18 protein-coding genes and 1 tRNA gene are annotated in these 16833 nt (G+C 58.0%); 5 read left to right on the top strand and 14 right to left on the bottom strand.

Annotated features, from left to right (window positions below; all coding sequences use genetic code 11):
* Positions 1 to 144 precede the first annotated feature (144 nt).
* From AC3ZVB_RS00185 to dapA, 6 genes are all read right to left on the bottom strand, one after another.
* Complete coding sequence (locus AC3ZVB_RS00185; RefSeq protein ID WP_490145478.1) at positions 145 to 807, bottom strand: hypothetical protein; 663 nt, start codon at positions 805 to 807, stop codon at positions 145 to 147.
* A 138-nt stretch (positions 808 to 945) separates the two neighbouring features.
* Positions 946 to 1035 (bottom strand) — tRNA-Ser (locus tag AC3ZVB_RS00180).
* A gap of 83 nt (positions 1036 to 1118) precedes the next feature.
* Positions 1119 to 1832, bottom strand: coding sequence for a phosphoribosylaminoimidazolesuccinocarboxamide synthase (gene purC, locus AC3ZVB_RS00175; protein ID WP_092271820.1), 714 nt, complete (start codon positions 1830 to 1832; stop codon positions 1119 to 1121).
* A 28-nt stretch (positions 1833 to 1860) separates the two neighbouring features.
* Positions 1861 to 2619 (bottom strand): MBL fold metallo-hydrolase, encoded by a 759-nt coding sequence (locus tag AC3ZVB_RS00170; RefSeq protein ID WP_008153089.1) that lies wholly within the window; start codon positions 2617 to 2619, stop codon positions 1861 to 1863.
* Between the two features lie 4 nt (positions 2620 to 2623).
* Positions 2624 to 3739, bottom strand: a complete 1116-nt coding sequence (bamC, locus tag AC3ZVB_RS00165) for an NlpB/DapX family lipoprotein (RefSeq protein WP_162439470.1) — start codon at positions 3737 to 3739, stop codon at positions 2624 to 2626.
* Positions 3740 to 3756: 17 nt separating this feature from the next.
* Entirely contained in the window at positions 3757 to 4635 is an 879-nt protein-coding gene (gene dapA / locus AC3ZVB_RS00160) for a 4-hydroxy-tetrahydrodipicolinate synthase (RefSeq protein ID WP_162439469.1), read from the bottom strand.
* A 328-nt stretch (positions 4636 to 4963) separates the two neighbouring features.
* Between dapA and AC3ZVB_RS00155 the strand changes: the two genes are divergently transcribed.
* On the top strand, positions 4964 to 5524 hold the full coding sequence (locus tag AC3ZVB_RS00155) for a glycine cleavage system transcriptional repressor (RefSeq protein WP_162439468.1): 561 nt from the start codon (positions 4964 to 4966) through the stop codon (positions 5522 to 5524).
* Positions 5525 to 5535: 11 nt separating this feature from the next.
* Complete coding sequence (locus AC3ZVB_RS00150) at positions 5536 to 6009, top strand: peroxiredoxin (protein ID WP_162439467.1); 474 nt, start codon at positions 5536 to 5538, stop codon at positions 6007 to 6009.
* A 137-nt stretch (positions 6010 to 6146) separates the two neighbouring features.
* On the opposite strand, the gene AC3ZVB_RS00145 is transcribed toward AC3ZVB_RS00150, so the two are convergent.
* Positions 6147 to 7217, bottom strand: a complete 1071-nt coding sequence (locus tag AC3ZVB_RS00145) for an AI-2E family transporter (RefSeq protein ID WP_162439466.1) — start codon at positions 7215 to 7217, stop codon at positions 6147 to 6149.
* A gap of 31 nt (positions 7218 to 7248) precedes the next feature.
* Positions 7249 to 7488 carry a sulfurtransferase TusA family protein gene (locus AC3ZVB_RS00140; protein ID WP_028621876.1) on the bottom strand — a complete coding sequence of 80 codons (240 nt, stop codon included), beginning with the start codon at positions 7486 to 7488 and terminating at the stop codon, positions 7249 to 7251.
* A 98-nt stretch (positions 7489 to 7586) separates the two neighbouring features.
* Here AC3ZVB_RS00140 and AC3ZVB_RS00135 point away from each other — a divergent pair, with 98 nt between their 5' ends.
* Positions 7587 to 9020 (top strand): M48 family metalloprotease, encoded by a 1434-nt coding sequence (locus AC3ZVB_RS00135; protein ID WP_490145477.1) that lies wholly within the window; start codon positions 7587 to 7589, stop codon positions 9018 to 9020.
* 85 nt (positions 9021 to 9105) lie between these two features.
* Here AC3ZVB_RS00135 and AC3ZVB_RS00130 read toward each other — a convergent pair whose 3' ends face one another.
* The 4 genes from AC3ZVB_RS00130 to rpoE form a co-directional block, all read right to left on the bottom strand.
* Positions 9106 to 10539 carry a DegQ family serine endoprotease gene (locus AC3ZVB_RS00130; protein ID WP_194691126.1) on the bottom strand — a complete coding sequence of 478 codons (1434 nt, stop codon included), beginning with the start codon at positions 10537 to 10539 and terminating at the stop codon, positions 9106 to 9108.
* A gap of 181 nt (positions 10540 to 10720) precedes the next feature.
* Entirely contained in the window at positions 10721 to 11677 is a 957-nt protein-coding gene (locus tag AC3ZVB_RS00125; protein ID WP_490145476.1) for a MucB/RseB C-terminal domain-containing protein, read from the bottom strand.
* Between the two features lie 8 nt (positions 11678 to 11685).
* Positions 11686 to 12273 carry a sigma-E factor negative regulatory protein gene (locus AC3ZVB_RS00120; RefSeq protein ID WP_162439462.1) on the bottom strand — a complete coding sequence of 196 codons (588 nt, stop codon included), beginning with the start codon at positions 12271 to 12273 and terminating at the stop codon, positions 11686 to 11688.
* Positions 12274 to 12304: 31 nt separating this feature from the next.
* A complete protein-coding gene (rpoE, locus tag AC3ZVB_RS00115) occupies positions 12305 to 12886 on the bottom strand; it encodes an RNA polymerase sigma factor RpoE/AlgU (protein ID WP_490145475.1) in 582 nt (193 codons plus the stop codon).
* A gap of 557 nt (positions 12887 to 13443) precedes the next feature.
* On the opposite strand from rpoE, the gene nadB reads away from it, so the two are divergent.
* On the top strand, positions 13444 to 15060 hold the full coding sequence (gene nadB, locus AC3ZVB_RS00110) for an L-aspartate oxidase (RefSeq protein ID WP_162439461.1): 1617 nt from the start codon (positions 13444 to 13446) through the stop codon (positions 15058 to 15060).
* Here the strand turns inward: nadB and AC3ZVB_RS00105 are convergent.
* Complete coding sequence (locus tag AC3ZVB_RS00105; protein WP_162439460.1) at positions 15029 to 15481, bottom strand: protein YgfX; 453 nt, start codon at positions 15479 to 15481, stop codon at positions 15029 to 15031. The two genes, nadB and AC3ZVB_RS00105, sit on opposite strands and share 32 nt — an antisense overlap.
* Positions 15465 to 15719 carry an FAD assembly factor SdhE gene (locus AC3ZVB_RS00100; RefSeq protein WP_045058777.1) on the bottom strand — a complete coding sequence of 85 codons (255 nt, stop codon included), beginning with the start codon at positions 15717 to 15719 and terminating at the stop codon, positions 15465 to 15467. Before AC3ZVB_RS00100 ends, AC3ZVB_RS00105 begins: the two co-directional genes overlap by 17 nt.
* Positions 15720 to 15868: 149 nt before the next feature.
* Here AC3ZVB_RS00100 and ygfZ point away from each other — a divergent pair, with 149 nt between their 5' ends.
* Positions 15869 to 16810 (top strand): CAF17-like 4Fe-4S cluster assembly/insertion protein YgfZ, encoded by a 942-nt coding sequence (gene ygfZ, locus AC3ZVB_RS00095; protein WP_490145474.1) that lies wholly within the window; start codon positions 15869 to 15871, stop codon positions 16808 to 16810.
* The last annotated feature ends 23 nt before the right edge of the window (positions 16811 to 16833 follow it).

The following is a 16833-nucleotide window of genomic DNA, read 5'->3' as shown; positions in this document are numbered from 1 at the left end:
TTTTCCGGGTAGCGGGTTTCAGTGTCAGGGGATGTTTCTTGAGACCAGGATTGATTGCTTGGGAGAACAAGGGCTACGAGCGTGGCTGAATCAGGAAGCGCGAAGAGGAATCTTTCCTTTGGAACGCGCTGATTTTTCGTACGGTCAGGAGATATCAGCGGGTCGTGGAAGTGATGCGATCATTCGATCAAAGACTGCCACCGCGTACCGTTCATCAAGGTTCTTCAAAGCTGGCATTTCTGCAGGAAAACCGAATTGCACTCTGCCGGGAAGTACTGCATCCATCGCTGAGTACCAGGTCAACAGCGTTTGTTGGAGGCGCACGTGTAACTCGAATCCACTCCGGCGGCGTGTGGTGTCGGCTTTGGCTCGCTCGCGCGCGAGCTGAGGATCGATGCTGCCAACAATGTAACAGTCAGCAAAGCCAATACGTCCTTGCGCGATCGTTTCTCTCGTGGCGTTCAACTCGCATTGCCAGTCGCGTTCGCTCGCCTCGCCGATCTGCCAAAGACACCAGATGTAGTGGAGCTTGAGGGGGGCGCTGTCGCACAAAGCCCACGAAGAAATGTCCTCCATGACCAGCGCTTTTTGCCAGCGCTCCACGTTTCGCTCTGCCCAAAAAGAGGCAGTTCCTACGGGATCCCTTTTTCGATCCGGCACATCTTCAAAACGGCCGTTTTCAGGAACAACCTGTTGCCCTCCATGCTTGGCGCACCAAGTGGTTTTCCCGCTGGCGCTGATACCCTCAACAACCAAAATCATCGTGACAACTACTCCGTTAATTGCGCGAGCTTTTTGAGTGTTCAAGTATGGGGCTTGCCTGATTTTTTGCGTCAGGCACTGTGCGTTAGCATCATCCTTGATTTGTAGGCGCGCATTAGAACTGCAGCCTCGGAAAACGAAAAAGCCCCGTAACTTTTCAGCTACGGGGCTTTTTCTATGTAATGGCGGAGAGATAGGGATTCGAACCCTAGGTACCGGTGAAGGTACAACGGATTTCGAATCCGTCCCATTCGGCCACTCTGGCATCTCTCCAACGGCGCGCATCATAACAATACTTTTGCCGGAAGCGAACCCCCTAAGCGAAATATTTCTGTGCTATCAGATGCTTGCGTCGATTACAGCGGTACGCCCAGACGGTTGGCGACTTCTTCGTAGGCTTCGATGACGTCACCGAGGCCCTGACGGAAGCGGTCCTTGTCCATTTTCTTGCCGGTGGCCTTGTCCCACAGGCGGCAGCCGTCCGGGCTGAATTCGTCGCCCAGGACGATGGAGCCGTCGCTGAACACGCCGAATTCAAGTTTGAAGTCGACCAGCAGCAGGCCGGCGTCGTCGAACAGTTTGTTCAGGACTTCGTTGACCTTGAGCGACAGTTCTTTCATGCGAACCAGTTGCTCGGCGGTGCCCCAACCGAATGCCACGACGTGGGATTCGTTGATGAACGGGTCGCCCTTGGCGTCGTCCTTCAGGAACAGTTCGAAGGTGTAAGGGTTGAGCTTCATGCCTTCTTCGACGCCCAGGCGTTTGACCAGGCTGCCGGCTGCGTAGTTACGCACGACGCACTCGACCGGGATCATGTCGAGTTTTTTCACCAGGCATTCGTTGTCGCCCAGCAGTTTGTCGAATTGAGTCGGCACGCCGGCGGCTTCGAGTTTCTGCATGATGAAGGCGTTGAACTTGTTGTTCACCATGCCTTTGCGGTCGAGCTGTTCGATGCGCTTGCCGTCGAACGCCGAGGTGTCGTTGCGAAACAGCAGGATCAAGCGGTCAGCGTCGTCGGTCTTGAAAACCGATTTGGCTTTGCCGCGGTAGAGTTCTTCACGTTTTTCCATGATGGGCTCCGCTTGCTAAGTAGGTGGGCTAGGCGATATGTCGCCAGTCGAGCCCTGAATCTTGATCGGCCAGTTGCAGCCAGTCCGGATCGCACCCGAGGGTGTCGACAAAACATTGCCGGGCCAGCTGCGGCAGGTTGTTCTTGCTGCTCAGATGGGCCAGGACCAGGTGTTGCAGGCCTTGCCAGCCCAACTCGGACACCAGGAATGCCGCCTGGTGGTTGTTCAAATGTCCCAACTCCCCGCCTACCCGCTGCTTGAGAAAGTACGGGTAGTGACCGCGAGCCAGCATGTCACGGCAATGGTTGGACTCGATCATCAACGCATCGAGGTCCCGATAGCCGTCCAGCACTTTGTTGCAGTACGAGCCCAGGTCGGTCAACAGGCCGAAGCGCCGCTCACCATCGCTGAAGACGTACTGCGTCGGCTCCTGTGCATCGTGGGCCACGGCAATGACGCCGATGCTCAGAGCGCCGATCTGCAGTTGCTCGCCGCCAGCCAGAAGGCCAGCAGGTTCAATCGGTTTGCGCATCCCGCGCAGGGTGCCGCGACTGAGGTAGACAGGCAGATTGTAACGCCGAGACAGCAAACCCACGCCATGCACGTGGTCGGCATGTTCGTGGGTTACGAGTATCGCGCTCAGTTGCGCCGGGTTTACACCCAGGCGCAACAGGCGTTTTTCGGTTTCCCGAAGAGAGAAACCACAATCCACCAGCACATACGTGTCAGCGCTGGCGATCAGCGTGCCGTTCCCTTGGCTACCGCTGCCGAGAACGGCAAAACGCATGTGATCAGCCCAAGTTGTCCTGAATAACGCTCAACACTTTGCGCGCAACCTCTGCAGGCGCGACGGTGTTGATGTTCTTCTCGACGGTGACCTGGACGTTCTCGCCAACCTTGCTCAGGCGAACCTGATAACGCTCGGCACGGGCTTCAACTTCTTCCTTGCTCGGCGCACTGCCAAACAGGCTGCTGAAGAAGCCAGGCTTGTCGTCCTTCTTCTCGGCCTTTTCAGACAAGTTGATGTAGTACAGGCCCAGGCTGCGGTTGATGTCTTCAACGCGCCATTCGCCCTGTTCCAGCGCACGGCCGACGCTCGACCAGGCGCGATCCAGGTCAGGACCCACGTTCAGTACCGGGTTGCCGCTACCGTCTTCGCTCAGGCTGACGCGGTTAGGGGTATCGAAATCACGGGAGGCCAGCATGGAGACGGAGCCGCCCTTCTCGGAAATGCGGCTCATGCTCGCGAGCATGTCATCTACCAGAGCAGCGTCCAGCCCGGTGTTGACCGAACGGTTAGGGAAGTCTACGTCTGCGGTGCTGCCAGCAGGACGTTCGGCACTCACCACGTAGATTTCACTGGTGTTGCGCTGCACGCCTGGCTCGATGCGCACCCGCACGCGGGTTTCGCTGTCAGTGCTGACACCGGCGGCGCTCAGGCGCTTGGCCATGGCGGCGGACAGTTCGTCGGAGTGCTGCCAGGTGGTGGTGAATTCACCGGTTTGCGGGCGCTGTTCGTCCAGACGGAAACCGTTGTCCTGGAAGAATTGCACCGCCACTGGCCAAGCTTCGGCCGGTGGGTTCTGGGCAACGATCCAGCGCGTATCACCGCTCTTCTGCAGCGAGTAGGCGCTGGCATCAGCCGAGGCCGTCAGCGGTTGCGGGCGAGGAACGATGTATTCACCTTTGACGGTGTCATCTGCCACGTTGCGCGGGATCGGCAAGAGCGGATCCAGACGTTTGGCGGTGGTGACATCCGGCGGCAATTGCATCGGTGCAGTCTGTTGCGCTTCGAGGTAATCGCTACCACGGTCACGGAAATAACCTTCCGGGCCCCAGACCCATCCGCAGCCACTGGTGCTGGAGATGATCAAGGCAAGTGCGGAAAGTCCGGCCAATCGCTTCATGCGTAGTGCTTCCTCAATTAAACCAGGACGCCGGACTGGCGCATGGCCTGCCGCAGCGGTTCGTGACAGGCAGTGCTGAGCCAGGTGAGCGGCAGACGGATACCGTCCGGCATCAAGCCCATTTCATGCAGTGCCCATTTCACGGGAATAGGGTTGGATTCGATAAACAGGGTTTTATTGAGCGGCATCAGCTTTTCGTGAATCGCACGAGCCGTGACGGCATCGCCTTTCAAGGCGGCGTTGCACAGGTCGGCCATGTCACGCGGGGCAACGTTGGCGGTAACGGAAATATTGCCCTTGCCGCCCAGCAGGATCAGCTCGACAGCCGTAGGATCGTCACCCGAAATCACCAGGAAGTCGTCGCTCACGCCGTCGATGATGGCTTTGGCACGCTTCAGGTCGCCCGTGGCTTCCTTGATACCGATGATGTTTTTCACGGTCGACAGGCGGATCACCGTCTCGGTCAGCATGTCGCATGCCGTCCGACCTGGCACGTTGTACAGGATCTGCGGAATGTCGACGGCTTCGGCGATGGCTTTGAAGTGCTGGTACAGGCCTTCCTGAGTCGGCTTGTTGTAATACGGCGTCACCAGCAGGCAGGCATCGGCACCGGCGGACTTCGCATTGCTGGTCAGCTCGATGGCTTCGCGCGTGGAGTTGGCGCCTGTGCCGGCGATCACCGGGATGCGCCCCGCAACCTGCTTCACCACGAAGCGAATCACTTCGATGTGCTCGTTCACGTCGAGGGTGGCCGATTCACCTGTAGTACCGACCGCCACGATGGCGTGGGTGCCGTTTTGCAGGTGAAAGTCCACCAGTTTGCTCAGGCTGTCCCAGTCGAGACGACCCTGTGCATCCATGGGTGTGACCAGTGCCACCATACTGCCCGCAATCATGCAACCGCTCCTGCCGGAAAAAGAGAGCGGTAATGGTACTGGCGCCAAGATGCTTGTACAAGCGAAGTACTGCGCTGCTGCCATTCCCCTTGGCGCTGCTTTTCGCTACCCTTCAGACTTTGATCGGTACTGATAAGCTCGTACGCCGTGTTTCAGCCTCCTTTTTCGGCATCACAAGCCCCGATCCAGCGTTGCCACCCTTCGCTCTTGCCACACTGGAGCACGTTGCAACCTGCCACTCGGGTTTTCTGAATTCGCATCCGCAGGCCCGTTTCCGGTAACAAGAGCCCTTCGAAGTATCGACCGCTCATCGCTTTAGGAATGCTGCATGTCCACCCCCACAGTTCGCGAACAATTCCTTGTCATCAGTGCCCTCGGCGCCAACCCTATGGAGCTGACTAACGTCCTGTGCCGCGCCAGCCATGAAAATCGCTGCGCCGTGGTCACCTCTCGCCTGACGCGTCATGGCGAATGCAGCGCGTTGGTCCTCGAGATTTCCGGCAGCTGGGACGCCCTGGCGCGCCTGGAAGGCAGCCTGCCGAGCCTGGCCAAGAAGCACGCTTTCACCGTCAACGTGGTGCGCAGTGCCGCCCTGGAGAATCGTCCCCAGGCCCTGCCGTACGTCGCTTATGTCAGCTCGGCCTATCGCTCGGACATCATCAACGAGCTATGCCAGTTCTTCATGGACCACAACGTCGAGCTGGAAAACCTGACCTGCGACACCTATCAAGCCCCTCAAACCGGCGGCACCATGCTCAATGCCACGTTTACCGTGACGTTGCCTGCCGGCGTGCAGATCAGCTGGTTGCGCGATCAGTTCCTGGATTTTGCCGACGCGCTGAACCTGGATGCCCTGATCGAACCGTGGCGCCCACAAAACCCAATGTAAGGAAGCTTTTCATGGCCGTTGCCATCGACCAACCGGTTGCCGACTTCGAAGCGCCTGCCACTAGCGGGCAGACCGTCAGCCTCGCCAGTCTCAAAGGCAAGCAGGTGGTGATCTACTTCTATCCGAAGGACAGCACGCCGGGTTGCACGACTCAGGGTCAAGGTTTTCGTGATCAGCTTGACGCGTTCAAGGCTGCCAACACTGAAGTGTTCGGCGTGTCCCGTGACAGCCTCAAATCCCATGAAAACTTCAAGGCCAAGCAAGCGTTCAACTTCGAGCTGATCAGCGACAAGGAAGAAGCCCTTTGCCAGCTATTCGATGTGATCAAGCTGAAGAAGCTGTATGGCAAGGAATACATGGGTGTTGATCGCAGCACGTTCCTGATCGACAAGGACGGCGTGCTGCGTCAGGAATGGCGTGGCGTGAAAGTGCCGGGGCATGTGGACGCTGTTTTGGCGGCAGCTCAGGCGCTGAACAAGGGCTGAGTTTTGTGGTGTCCATCAGGGCGCCATCGCGTGCAAGCCTTGCTCCCACTGTTGACTGCGTTGGTCATTCAGACGCGAATCAATGTGGGAGCGACGATTCGACCTGCTCTCGATGAAGCCCTCAGCCTCATATACCGTTAAAGCAGCGGCGCGACCACCGGCTCCTTCCGAGGCCAGGCATCCAGCACAGCCTTGAACAGCGTCGCGAGCGGTATCGCAAAGAACACGCCCCAAAATCCCCACAGCCCGCCGAACAACAGCACCGCGCAAATGATTGCCACCGGGTGCAGGTTCACGGCTTCCGAGAACAGCAGCGGCACCAGTACGTTGCCGTCCAGGACCTGGATGATTCCGTAGACCGCCATCAAATAGATGAACTGATCGCTCCAGCCCCACTGGAACAGCGCAATCAGCAATACCGGCACGGTCACCACCACAGCGCCGACGTAGGGCACGACCACCGACACACCCACCAACAGCGCGAGCAACGCCGCATAGTTGAGCCCCAGAACAACGAAGCCGATGTAGGTCACGCCGCCGCAGATGAAGATCTCGATCACCTTGCCGCGAATGTAGTTGGCGATCTGCCGGTTCATTTCATGGGCGACGCGGGTGATGAGCGCTCGCTCGCGAGGCAGATAGCCGCGCACCCACTGACCGATCATTTCCCGGTCCTTGAGAAAGAAGAACACCAGGATCGGCACCAGCACCAGGTAAATCATGATGTTCACCAGCAGCGGCAAGCTCGACAGGGAGAACGTCAGCGCCCACTGGCCGAAATTGCCGATCTCGCCTCGCGCCACTTCGATGGCCCGCAGCACTTGCTCATCGGATACCAGATGCGGGTAGCGCTCCGGCAGCAGCAATAGCAACGACTGCCATTTCGCTAGCATGCCCGGGAGCTCGTTGAACAGTGTGATCAGCTGATGCCAGAGCAACGGCAACACCACCACGATGAACACCAGCAACACACCCATGAACAGCGCGAACACCAATCCCACAGCCGCTCCACCCGGCACGCGCAAGCGTTCGAGGGTTACCACCAACCCTTGCATCAGGTACGCCAGCACCATGCCGGCCAGCACTGGCGCGAGCATGCCGCCCAGGGTCAATACAGCGGTGAACGCCAGAAACAGCAGGACCGCCAACACCACCGCTTCTTCATCGGAAAAATAGCGCTGGATCCAGTCGCGTAACACTTTGAACATCAAAAATCCTTAGAAACGAACGCTGCGGTTTTCAGGCTTTTTTCAACCAGTAGCGGTATACGCCTGCTTCATCTTCCTCGCGAAGCAGCGTATGACCGGCCAAACGAGCAAAGGTGCGGAAGTCGCGCTGTGAACCCGCGTCCGTGGCGATCACCTTGAGTACCGCGCCGCTGGCCATGCGATTGAGTTCCAGCTTGGCCTTGAGCAGTGGTAACGGGCAATTCAAGCCACTGGCGTCCAGTTCGGCATCATGGGCTACAGCGTCGGTCATTGCGTCACTCCGGGTCAGGCGATTGAGCGGGTTAGAATATCTGGTCCGAAGCGAAGTGTCCGGCTACAGTAAGGTCTTTGTCGACTAAGGCTTTGTGCATGACTTTTTTGCGCCCTACCCTGCTGACGCTCGCTTGCCTGCTCGCCTCTCCGGGCTTCGCCGACGACCTGCCGTCACTCGGCGACGCCAGTTCTGCCATCGTCTCGCCGCAACAGGAATACCAACTGGGCCGCGCCTGGCTTGCCCTGTTGCGCAGCCAGATCTCGCAGCTCAACGATCCACAGCTCAAAGACTACGTCGAATCCAGCGTTTACCGGTTGGTCGAAACCAGTCAGGTCAATGACCGGCGCCTGGAGTTCATCCTGATCAACAGCCCGCAGCTCAACGCCTTTGCGGCGCCGGGCGGGATCGTTGGGGTCAACGGCGGTTTGTTCCTTAATGCCCAGACCGAAGGCGAATATGCCTCGGTACTCGCTCACGAATTGGCTCACTTGTCCCAACGCCACTTTGCTCGCGGTGTTGAAGCGCAACAACGCATGCAGGTGCCGATGATGGCCGCGCTGCTGGCCGGGATCGTGATTGCTGCGGCAGGCGCCGGCGATGCCGGTATCGCGGCGATTGCCGGCACGCAGGCAGCGGCGATCCAGGAGCAGCGGCGCTTCTCCCGCCAGAATGAACAGGAAGCCGACCGCATTGGCATACTCAATCTGGAAAAAGCCGGGTATGACCCGCGCTCGATGCCGAGCATGTTCGAACGCCTGGGGCGCCAGTATCGTTTCGACGCCAAACCACCGGAATTCCTGCTGACTCACCCGGTCACCGAATCGCGTATTGCCGACACCCGAAACCGTGCGGAACAGGCCAAGCACGGCGGTATAGAAGACACCCTGCGTTATCAGTTGATTCGTGCACGGGTTCAACTGATCTACGAAGAAACACCAGGTCTTGGCGCGAAACGCTTCAGGGCCCAGCTTGATGAGAACCCGAAAAACGATGTCGCGCGCTATGGTTTGGCAATCGCCCAAATCAAGGGTGGCCAGCTGAATGAAGCGCGGGAGAGTCTCAAGCTACTGCTGGATAAGGCGCCGAACGAGATCATCTACAACCTGGCGCAGGTGGACCTGGACATCACTAACAATCGCCTGGCGGACGCTCAGTCGCGCGTTGACCGCATGCTGACTCAGTACCCCGGCAACTATCCGCTGAACCAGGTGCGTGTCGACCTGTTGCTGAAACAGAATCGCGCCGCCGATGCTGAAAAAGCCCTTGAAGGCCTGCTTAAGTCGCGCCCGGATGATCCGGACGTGTGGTATCAGGTAGCCGAGACGCGTGGCTTGTCTGGCAACATCATCGGTCTTCATCAGGCACGCGCTGAATATTTCGCCCTCGTGGGCGACTACCGTCAGGCCATCCAGCAGCTGGACTTTGCCAAACGCAAGGCCGGCAGCAACTTCCCGCTGTCGTCACGCATCGACGCTCGACAACGCGAGCTGATGGAGCAAGAGCGTATGGTCAAAGACATGATGGGCTGAGCAGGTTCAGCAGCGGTTTCAGAGATTGCCGGACACAAAAAAACCGCCTCTTTCGAGGCGGTTTTTTATTTAACCAACAACCGGTTTATTCAGCCAGTTTGAAGGTGATGAAGCTCGCGCGACCTTGACGCAGGACTCGCATCGACACCGAGCGATTCTTCGGCAATGCCTTGGCGATCTCAGTGAACTCCTTGGTGGAACCAATCGCCTGATTGTTCAGGTGAGTGATCACATCATTAGGCTGCAGGCCTATCAAGGAGGCAGGACCGTCCTGGACTTCCTTGATGACGACGCCGCCTTTGAGATCAAACGTCTTCTTCTGTTCATCGGTCAGCTCGGCCACCGAAACACCCAGGCGATTGCTGCTTCGCTCGACACCCGATTTCGGCAAGGCATCCAGCTCTTTGCCTTCTTCCGGAATGGCGCCAACGGTCAGCTCGACATTCTGACGCTTACCGTCACGAATCACTTCAAGCTTGGCCTTGGAGCCCGCTTTCAACGCGCCGACCAGGTGTGGCAAATCGGCAGACATGACGATCGGCTGACCGTTCATGCTGAGGATCACGTCACCGACTCGCAAGTCACCCTTGGCAGCCGGGCCATCGTCCTGGATCTGCGCGACCAGTGCACCGGCCGGTTTATCAAGACCGAACGACTCGGCCAGGTCCTTGTTGACTTCCTGAATCACTACACCCAACCAGCCGCGGCTGACTTTGCCACCGCTTTTCAACTGATTGGACACATCCATGGCCACGTCGATCGGGATTGCAAACGACACGCCCATGAAGCCGCCGGAGCGGGTGTAGATCTGCGAGTTGATACCCACGACTTCGCCATTCAGGTTGAAGAGCGGACCACCCGAGTTACCCGGGTTGATCGGCACGTCAGTCTGGATGAACGGCACGTAGTTTTCGTTCGGCAGGCTACGACCGATGGCGCTGACAATACCTTGCGTCACCGTGTGGTCAAAACCGAAAGGCGAGCCGATGGCCACCACCCATTGGCCAGCTTTCAGGTCCTGGGATTTGCCGAGCTTGAGTACTGGCAGATCCTTGCCTTCGATTTTCAGCAGCGCCACGTCAGAACGTGGATCGGTGCCGATCAGCTTGGCCTTCAATTCACTGCGGTCGGCGAGACGGACGAGAATTTCGTCGGCATCGGCAATTACGTGGTTGTTGGTGAGGATGTAGCCATCAGACGAGATGATGAAACCAGACCCCAGAGATTGGGCTTGCTGGCGATCACCCCGAGGTGAACGCGGCGTGCGGGGTTGAGGCATACCGCGCTCAAAGAACTCGCGCAACATCGGCGGCAAGCCTTCAAGGTCGGGCATATCCTCGCTGGACACTTTACGGTCCGGCAGTTTCTGCGTGGTACTGATGTTCACAACGGCGGGCGAGGCTTGCTCGACCAGTTGCGTGAAGTCAGGCAATTCGACCGCCTGGACAGCAACTGCCTGACCGAGCACCAGCACGGTAGCGAAGATGGAAAGGTAAGACTTCAAGCGTGGTATCGACATACGGCTCCCGTTACGACGAGCATGGTTAAGCGATATGGAGCAAGGAACACCGGGAACGATACGCCGGTATTTTTGTTCCGGGAACAACAAACAAGGCCAGAGCCGAGAGGCCCTGACCTATAAAAAACTTTGGGGGTATTTGCAAATTGAAATGCTCACCAAACATTTCGATATCGGCTCACTACTTGGTTGCAGTGGCGTCGGTGCGCATGGACAGCGCGATCCGTTCTGCGGTGCCGATTGGAATTTCACCGACGACGGTCACCATCATTTCGCCTTGAGGGGTGGTCAAGCGCCGAGAAACGGCAACGGTCGGCCCCAACTGGGTGCGCGTATCGGTGACAGTTGCACCGTTCAACGGCTCGAGAAACACCGAGAAACGAGCAAGCCCATCGTCGTACAGCAAGCTGTTGACCTGGGTTTTGGTTTCAGGATCTTTGCGGGCACTACTGCTTGTCAATTCGAAGCCCGGAGGCAACCAGTCCGAATGCCAGGATTGGGTCACTTTGGCAGCCGAAGCCTTGTCACTGTCCAGGTTAACGGTCTTGCAATCAGCCCCTGCACGCAAGTCGCTGTCAGAGGGAACATCTGCAGTGTTCAGTTGGGTGAACTGGAAACGCTCCAGCAACTGGCCCTTGTCGTTCAATAACAACGATTTAAGCGGCAGGCCGGTTTCTTTATCCAGATGCAGTTCAAAACCATATCGATGCTGATCACGCGGCGTCAGTGAAACGATCACTGCCGGACGCCCAGCCACACGCGATTTGCCGATGACGGCAAGGTCATACCAATTCTTGAGCTTTTGAGGATCGAGTGCACGCGCGGTGGAATTGGGAGAATCTCCAAGCCCCGCAATCAGGGTGCCGCTGACGCATTGAGTATGTCCATCAACGCGCACGACTTCCTGAGCCGAACCGTCGAGCTGCAGTAAACGCTCGCGGACCTTGCCATCCTGGACGCGGTGCCAGATGTTGTGGGTAGAGAAACTACCGTTACGCTCGTAAACGAAAGTACCGTAAAAGCTTTGCTTTTGCTCAGCTTGGCCCAGGCGGGTCAACCAGTCCTGGGCTTCATCGGCATGGGCTGGAACAACGAACCAGCCACTGAGCAGAAGCGTAAGTAGAGGTATGGCGCGCATGATCCTCCTTAACGGTTTTCCAGGCTTGCTGCACGAGCATACGGCAGTGCACTTTCAGTGCCTTTCAATGCAGCCTGTTGAGCGTGTTGGCGCAGATAGCTTGGCAGACGCTGATCGTGCCAGCCTGGCTGACCTTGCAGAACGCCATTGGCCATTGGGCCAGTTGCTTCCGAACTCTCACTATAGCCTGCCAAGACAGCTGGACCCTTGACCTGAGGAACGGCCAACGTCGGCTGGTTGGATTGCTGAGCCAGTTCAACGCCGGCAATTTCGTCTTGGTTATACAGGCGAACACCGGCCAATACGGCAACAGTCACGGATGCAGCAACTGCCAGGCGACCCAGACTACGCCAAGGACCACGGGTTGCTTTTACCGGTACGGTTTCGTCAGCCAGAGCTGCCGAGACGGCCGCCGCGATATCCAGGCGTGGAAGCAGCAGGTCCTTGTGCATGACTGCCCGAGCGATTTGATAACGAGCCCAGGTTTCACGGGTTTCAACATCGTCAAAGGCATTTAATACCCGACGCAATTCCAATTCGTCCGCTTCGTTATCCATCACTGCGGACAGCGATTCCTGCAGGGCTTCACGACTCATGGCGTTCCTCTCTTGGCTATCGCCGCTGTCTTTAGTTTTCCTGCAACAACGGCTGCAGGGCTTTATCGATGGCTTCCCGAGCGCGGAAAATCCGGGAGCGCACGGTACCCACCGGACATTGCATGACTGCCGCAATGTCCTCGTAACTCAGACCATCGAATTCACGTAAAGTTAAGGCCGTACGCAAATCTTCTGGAAGTTGCTGAATGGTTCGATGGACGGTGCCTTCGATCTCATCCCGCAGCAACGCACGTTCTGGTGACTCGAGATCCTTGAGGCCATGATCGCCATCGTAGAACTCTGCATCCTCGGAACTTACATCGCTATCCGGCGGCCGGCGGCCGCGTGAAACCAGATAGTTCTTCGCCGTGTTGATGGCGATGCGGTAAAGCCACGTGTAAAACGCGCTGTCTCCGCGAAAATTTCCAAGTGCGCGGTAAGCCCTGATAAAGGCTTCCTGTGCCACATCCTGGGCTTCATGGGTGTCGTGCACGAAACGCACGATCAACCCGAGAATTTTGTGCTGGTACTTCAGCACTAACAGATCGAAAGCGCGCTTGTCGCCGCGTTGAACGCGCTCGACCAGCTGCTGATCCTCTTCCTGGGTTAGCATGAACACTCCTCGATAAGCTCGGAGGAGGCTTGCATAACTAAACGACCAGACTTGCAAACATAGACTCGGGCTTTTCGCAAAAGTTCTCCCCTCCAGGCAAGTTTCCTGCGGGCTCTGATTTGGCACGCACGAAAAGCGCAGCGCGGGCTAGCCCGGCTGCGCGAATAGTCTTTTCATCGGATTCGTCGGCAAGGATCCAGCCACAGATCCCGCGTTGAAGCCGACACTGTCCCTTGATTCGGGCAACGGTCTATTGATCTTGGCCCTTTGGCAAAAGTTCCAAATATTTATAGCCGCGCGAACCGACATTGTGCGGATATGAACAGAAAAAGACTGTTAAATCCACGATACAGTCCTGTTGTCGCCGAACCGGCCAAAAAAACATCCGACGAAGCGTCCGATAAATTCCGTCACAGTAGTTTCACAATGCCATATAGGCTCGGCTATTGTGCCGCTCCCCCTCTCTATATACTAGTGGGCTGTGTGGCTGCCTTGACTCGCCGTTGCGGGAGTTTTGCGCCAACCCCGACCCGGGTCGCATTGAGCGGAATCCTGAAATGAGCCAACAGTTTCAACACGATGTTCTGGTAATTGGCAGCGGCGCTGCCGGTTTGAGCCTTGCGCTGACCTTGCCCGGTCATCTGCGCATCGCCGTTCTGAGCAAAGGCGACCTCGCCAATGGCTCGACGTTCTGGGCCCAGGGAGGTGTTGCTGCCGTCCTGGATGACACCGACACCGTTGAGTCTCACGTCGACGACACGCTCAATGCCGGTGGTGGCCTGTGCCACGAAGACGCCGTACGCTTTACCGTCGAGCACAGTAAAGAAGCCATTCAGTGGCTGATCGACCAGGGCGTACCCTTTACCCGTGACGAACAATCCGGTACCGAAGACGGTGGATTCGAATTCCACCTGACTCGCGAAGGCGGGCACAGTCATCGACGCATCATCCATGCAGCCGATGCCACCGGCGCCGCAATTTTCAGAACCTTGCTCGATAAAGCCAGGCAACGCCCCAACATCGAACTGCTGGAGCAGCGGGTTGCAGTCGACCTGATCACCGAGAAACGTCTGGGCCTGGAAGGCGATCGCTGCCTCGGCGCCTATGTCCTCAATCGCAGCACTGGCGAAGTCGATACCTACGGCGCCCGCTTTGTGATTCTCGCGTCGGGCGGCGCTGCCAAGGTCTACCTCTATACCAGCAACCCCGACGGTGCCTGCGGCGACGGTATTGCCATGGCCTGGCGTTCCGGCTGCCGGGTGGCGAACCTGGAATTCAACCAGTTCCACCCCACCTGCCTGTATCACCCTCAAGCCAAGAGTTTCCTGATCACCGAAGCCCTTCGCGGTGAAGGTGCGCACCTGAAACTCCCTAATGGCGAACGCTTCATGCACCGCTTCGACCCCCGAGGCGAGCTGGCACCGCGGGACATCGTCGCCCGGGCCATCGACCATGAAATGAAGCGTTTGGGTGTTGACTGCGTCTACCTGGACATCAGTCACAAGCCCGAGTCGTTCATCAAGACGCACTTCCCGACGGTCTATGAACGCTGCCTCGAATTTTCCATCGACATTACCAAACAGCCAATTCCAGTGGTGCCGGCCGCGCACTACACCTGCGGCGGCGTGATGGTCGATCAAAACGGCCGCACCGACGTGCCCGGCCTGTACGCCATCGGCGAAACCAGCTTTACCGGCCTGCACGGCGCCAACCGCATGGCCAGCAATTCGTTGCTGGAGTGTTTTGTGTACGCGCGGTCGGCTGCGGCAGACATTCTTGAACAGCTGCCCGCCGTATCGATCCCGATCGCCCTGCCCGTCTGGGATGCGAGCCAGGTCACCGACTCCGATGAAGACGTGATCATTGCGCACAACTGGGATGAATTACGGCGGTTCATGTGGGACTACGTCGGCATCGTGCGCACGAATAAACGCTTGCAGCGAGCGCAACACCGCGTGCGCCTGCTGCTCGATGAAATCGACGAGTTCTACAGCAACTACAAGGTCAGCCGGGATTTGATCGAACTGCGCAACCTCGCCCAAGTGGCCGAGCTGATGATCTGCTCGGCGATGGAACGCAAGGAAAGCCGCGGCCTGCATTACACGCTCGACTACCCGAACATGCTGCCGGTCGCCCTGGACACTATTCTGGTGCCGCCCACCTACGCCGACTGAACTTGAGCCGAACCCGCAGGCGTCGGTGCACATCCGCCGCCTGCGAATCCCGGGGCACACAGACCGACCGCACGCGCCGCTCCCCCCTCAGGCGAAAACGCAGCACCACTATCAATGGCAATGCGAGGCTGTCCGGCCGTAGCTGTACCGACTGCCAACCCGCCGCTTGATTCCATAACTGCCAGCCGTCGGCGTCACGCCGCAAACCGCGAAAAGCCTGGGGATGACTGAGCAGAATTTGCCGAGGCAGCACCCATGCGCCATGTATCAGACAGGCGAAAGCGCCGAGCAGACTTGCCCAGAGGGGAATTAAAAGCGGGAATAGTGAAACCAGCGCGAGCAGCTGGGCGATCAGATAAGCCGCCAGCAACTGCCGTGAGGCATGCCAGCGGCATTCAAACGAATTACTTGGGCTGGACACGATCCAGAATCATGCGAACCATGCGCTGAAGCTCCGGATCTTCCGATTCGGCCCGCTCCATGAACCAGCCAAACATGTCCTGATCTTCACACTCCAGCAGCCTGACGTAGCAGTCGCGATCAACCTGGTTCAAGTGCGGATAAACTTCCTTTACGAAAGGCACCAGCAACACGTCAAGTTCAAGCATGCCGCGGCGGCTGTGCCAGTAGAGGCGATTCAGTTCAACATTTTCGACCATGGAGCGCTCCTCAAATAGGCCGCAAGTATACAGCCCCCTGTCCGGGCGAACAGTCGGCTTTGGTCGGTCAATACGCTGCTTTTGTGAACTACCCATTTCAAGAGCGCGCCCTTATGATGTCCCCCAGACTCTTTACCCTGCGATGACCCATGGCCGATTCCGCTTTTTTCTGCACCCTGTCCCACGAAGGCGTTCTCGCGGTTCGAGGCGCGGACGCCAGCAAATTCCTGCAAGGCCAATTGACCTGCAACCTCAATTACCTGAGTGACACCCAAGCCAGCCTCGGCGCCCGCTGTACCCAGAAAGGCCGCATGCAGTCGAGCTTCCGCATCCTGCTCGAAGGTGACGGCGTTCTACTGGCGATGGCGACAGAGCTGTTGGAGCCGCAACTGGCGGACCTGAAAAAATATGCGGTGTTTTCCAAATCAAAGCTGACCGATGAAAGCCACGCCTGGGTTCGTTTCGGTGTTGATCATGGCGATGACGCGCTGACCGGTCTGGGCCTCGCCTTGCCGGCGGAAACCGACAGCGTCGTCCGTAACGACGGCCTGATCGCCATCCGTGTTTCGCCGAACCGCGCTGAGCTCTGGGTCGCCGTCGATAAAGCTGATGACATCAAAGGCAAGCTGTCCGCCGTTTTGCCCGAACGCGATCTCAATCAATGGCTGCTCGGACAGATCCGCGCCGGGATCGGCCAGGTCATGCCTGCTACCCGCGAGCTGTTCATCCCGCAGATGCTCAACCTGCAAGCCGTCGGTGCCGTCAGCTTCAAGAAAGGCTGCTACACCGGCCAGGAAATCGTTGCGCGCATGCAATACCTCGGCAAACTCAAGCGCCGTCTGTACCGCTTGCAGCTGGATGCCAGTGAACTACCCGAACCCGGCGCACAACTTTTCTCGCCGACCCACGCCAGCTCCATCGGCGAAGTGGTCATTGCTGCGCGCACTGAGCAAAACATTGAACTCCTGGCGGTGTTGCAAGCCGAAGCAGCAGAAGGTGGCGATATCCACCTGGGCGCGCTCGAAGGGCCTGCCTTGCAACTGCTCGACCTGCCTTATGAACTGGACCGCGACCGCGAAATCCAGCGTTGAAGGCAGCACCTGTCGCAATCCCC

It is taken from the genome of Pseudomonas sp. MDV22-iso1 (genome assembly GCF_058145095.1).
This window is presented reverse-complemented; position numbering and strand designations above follow the sequence as displayed.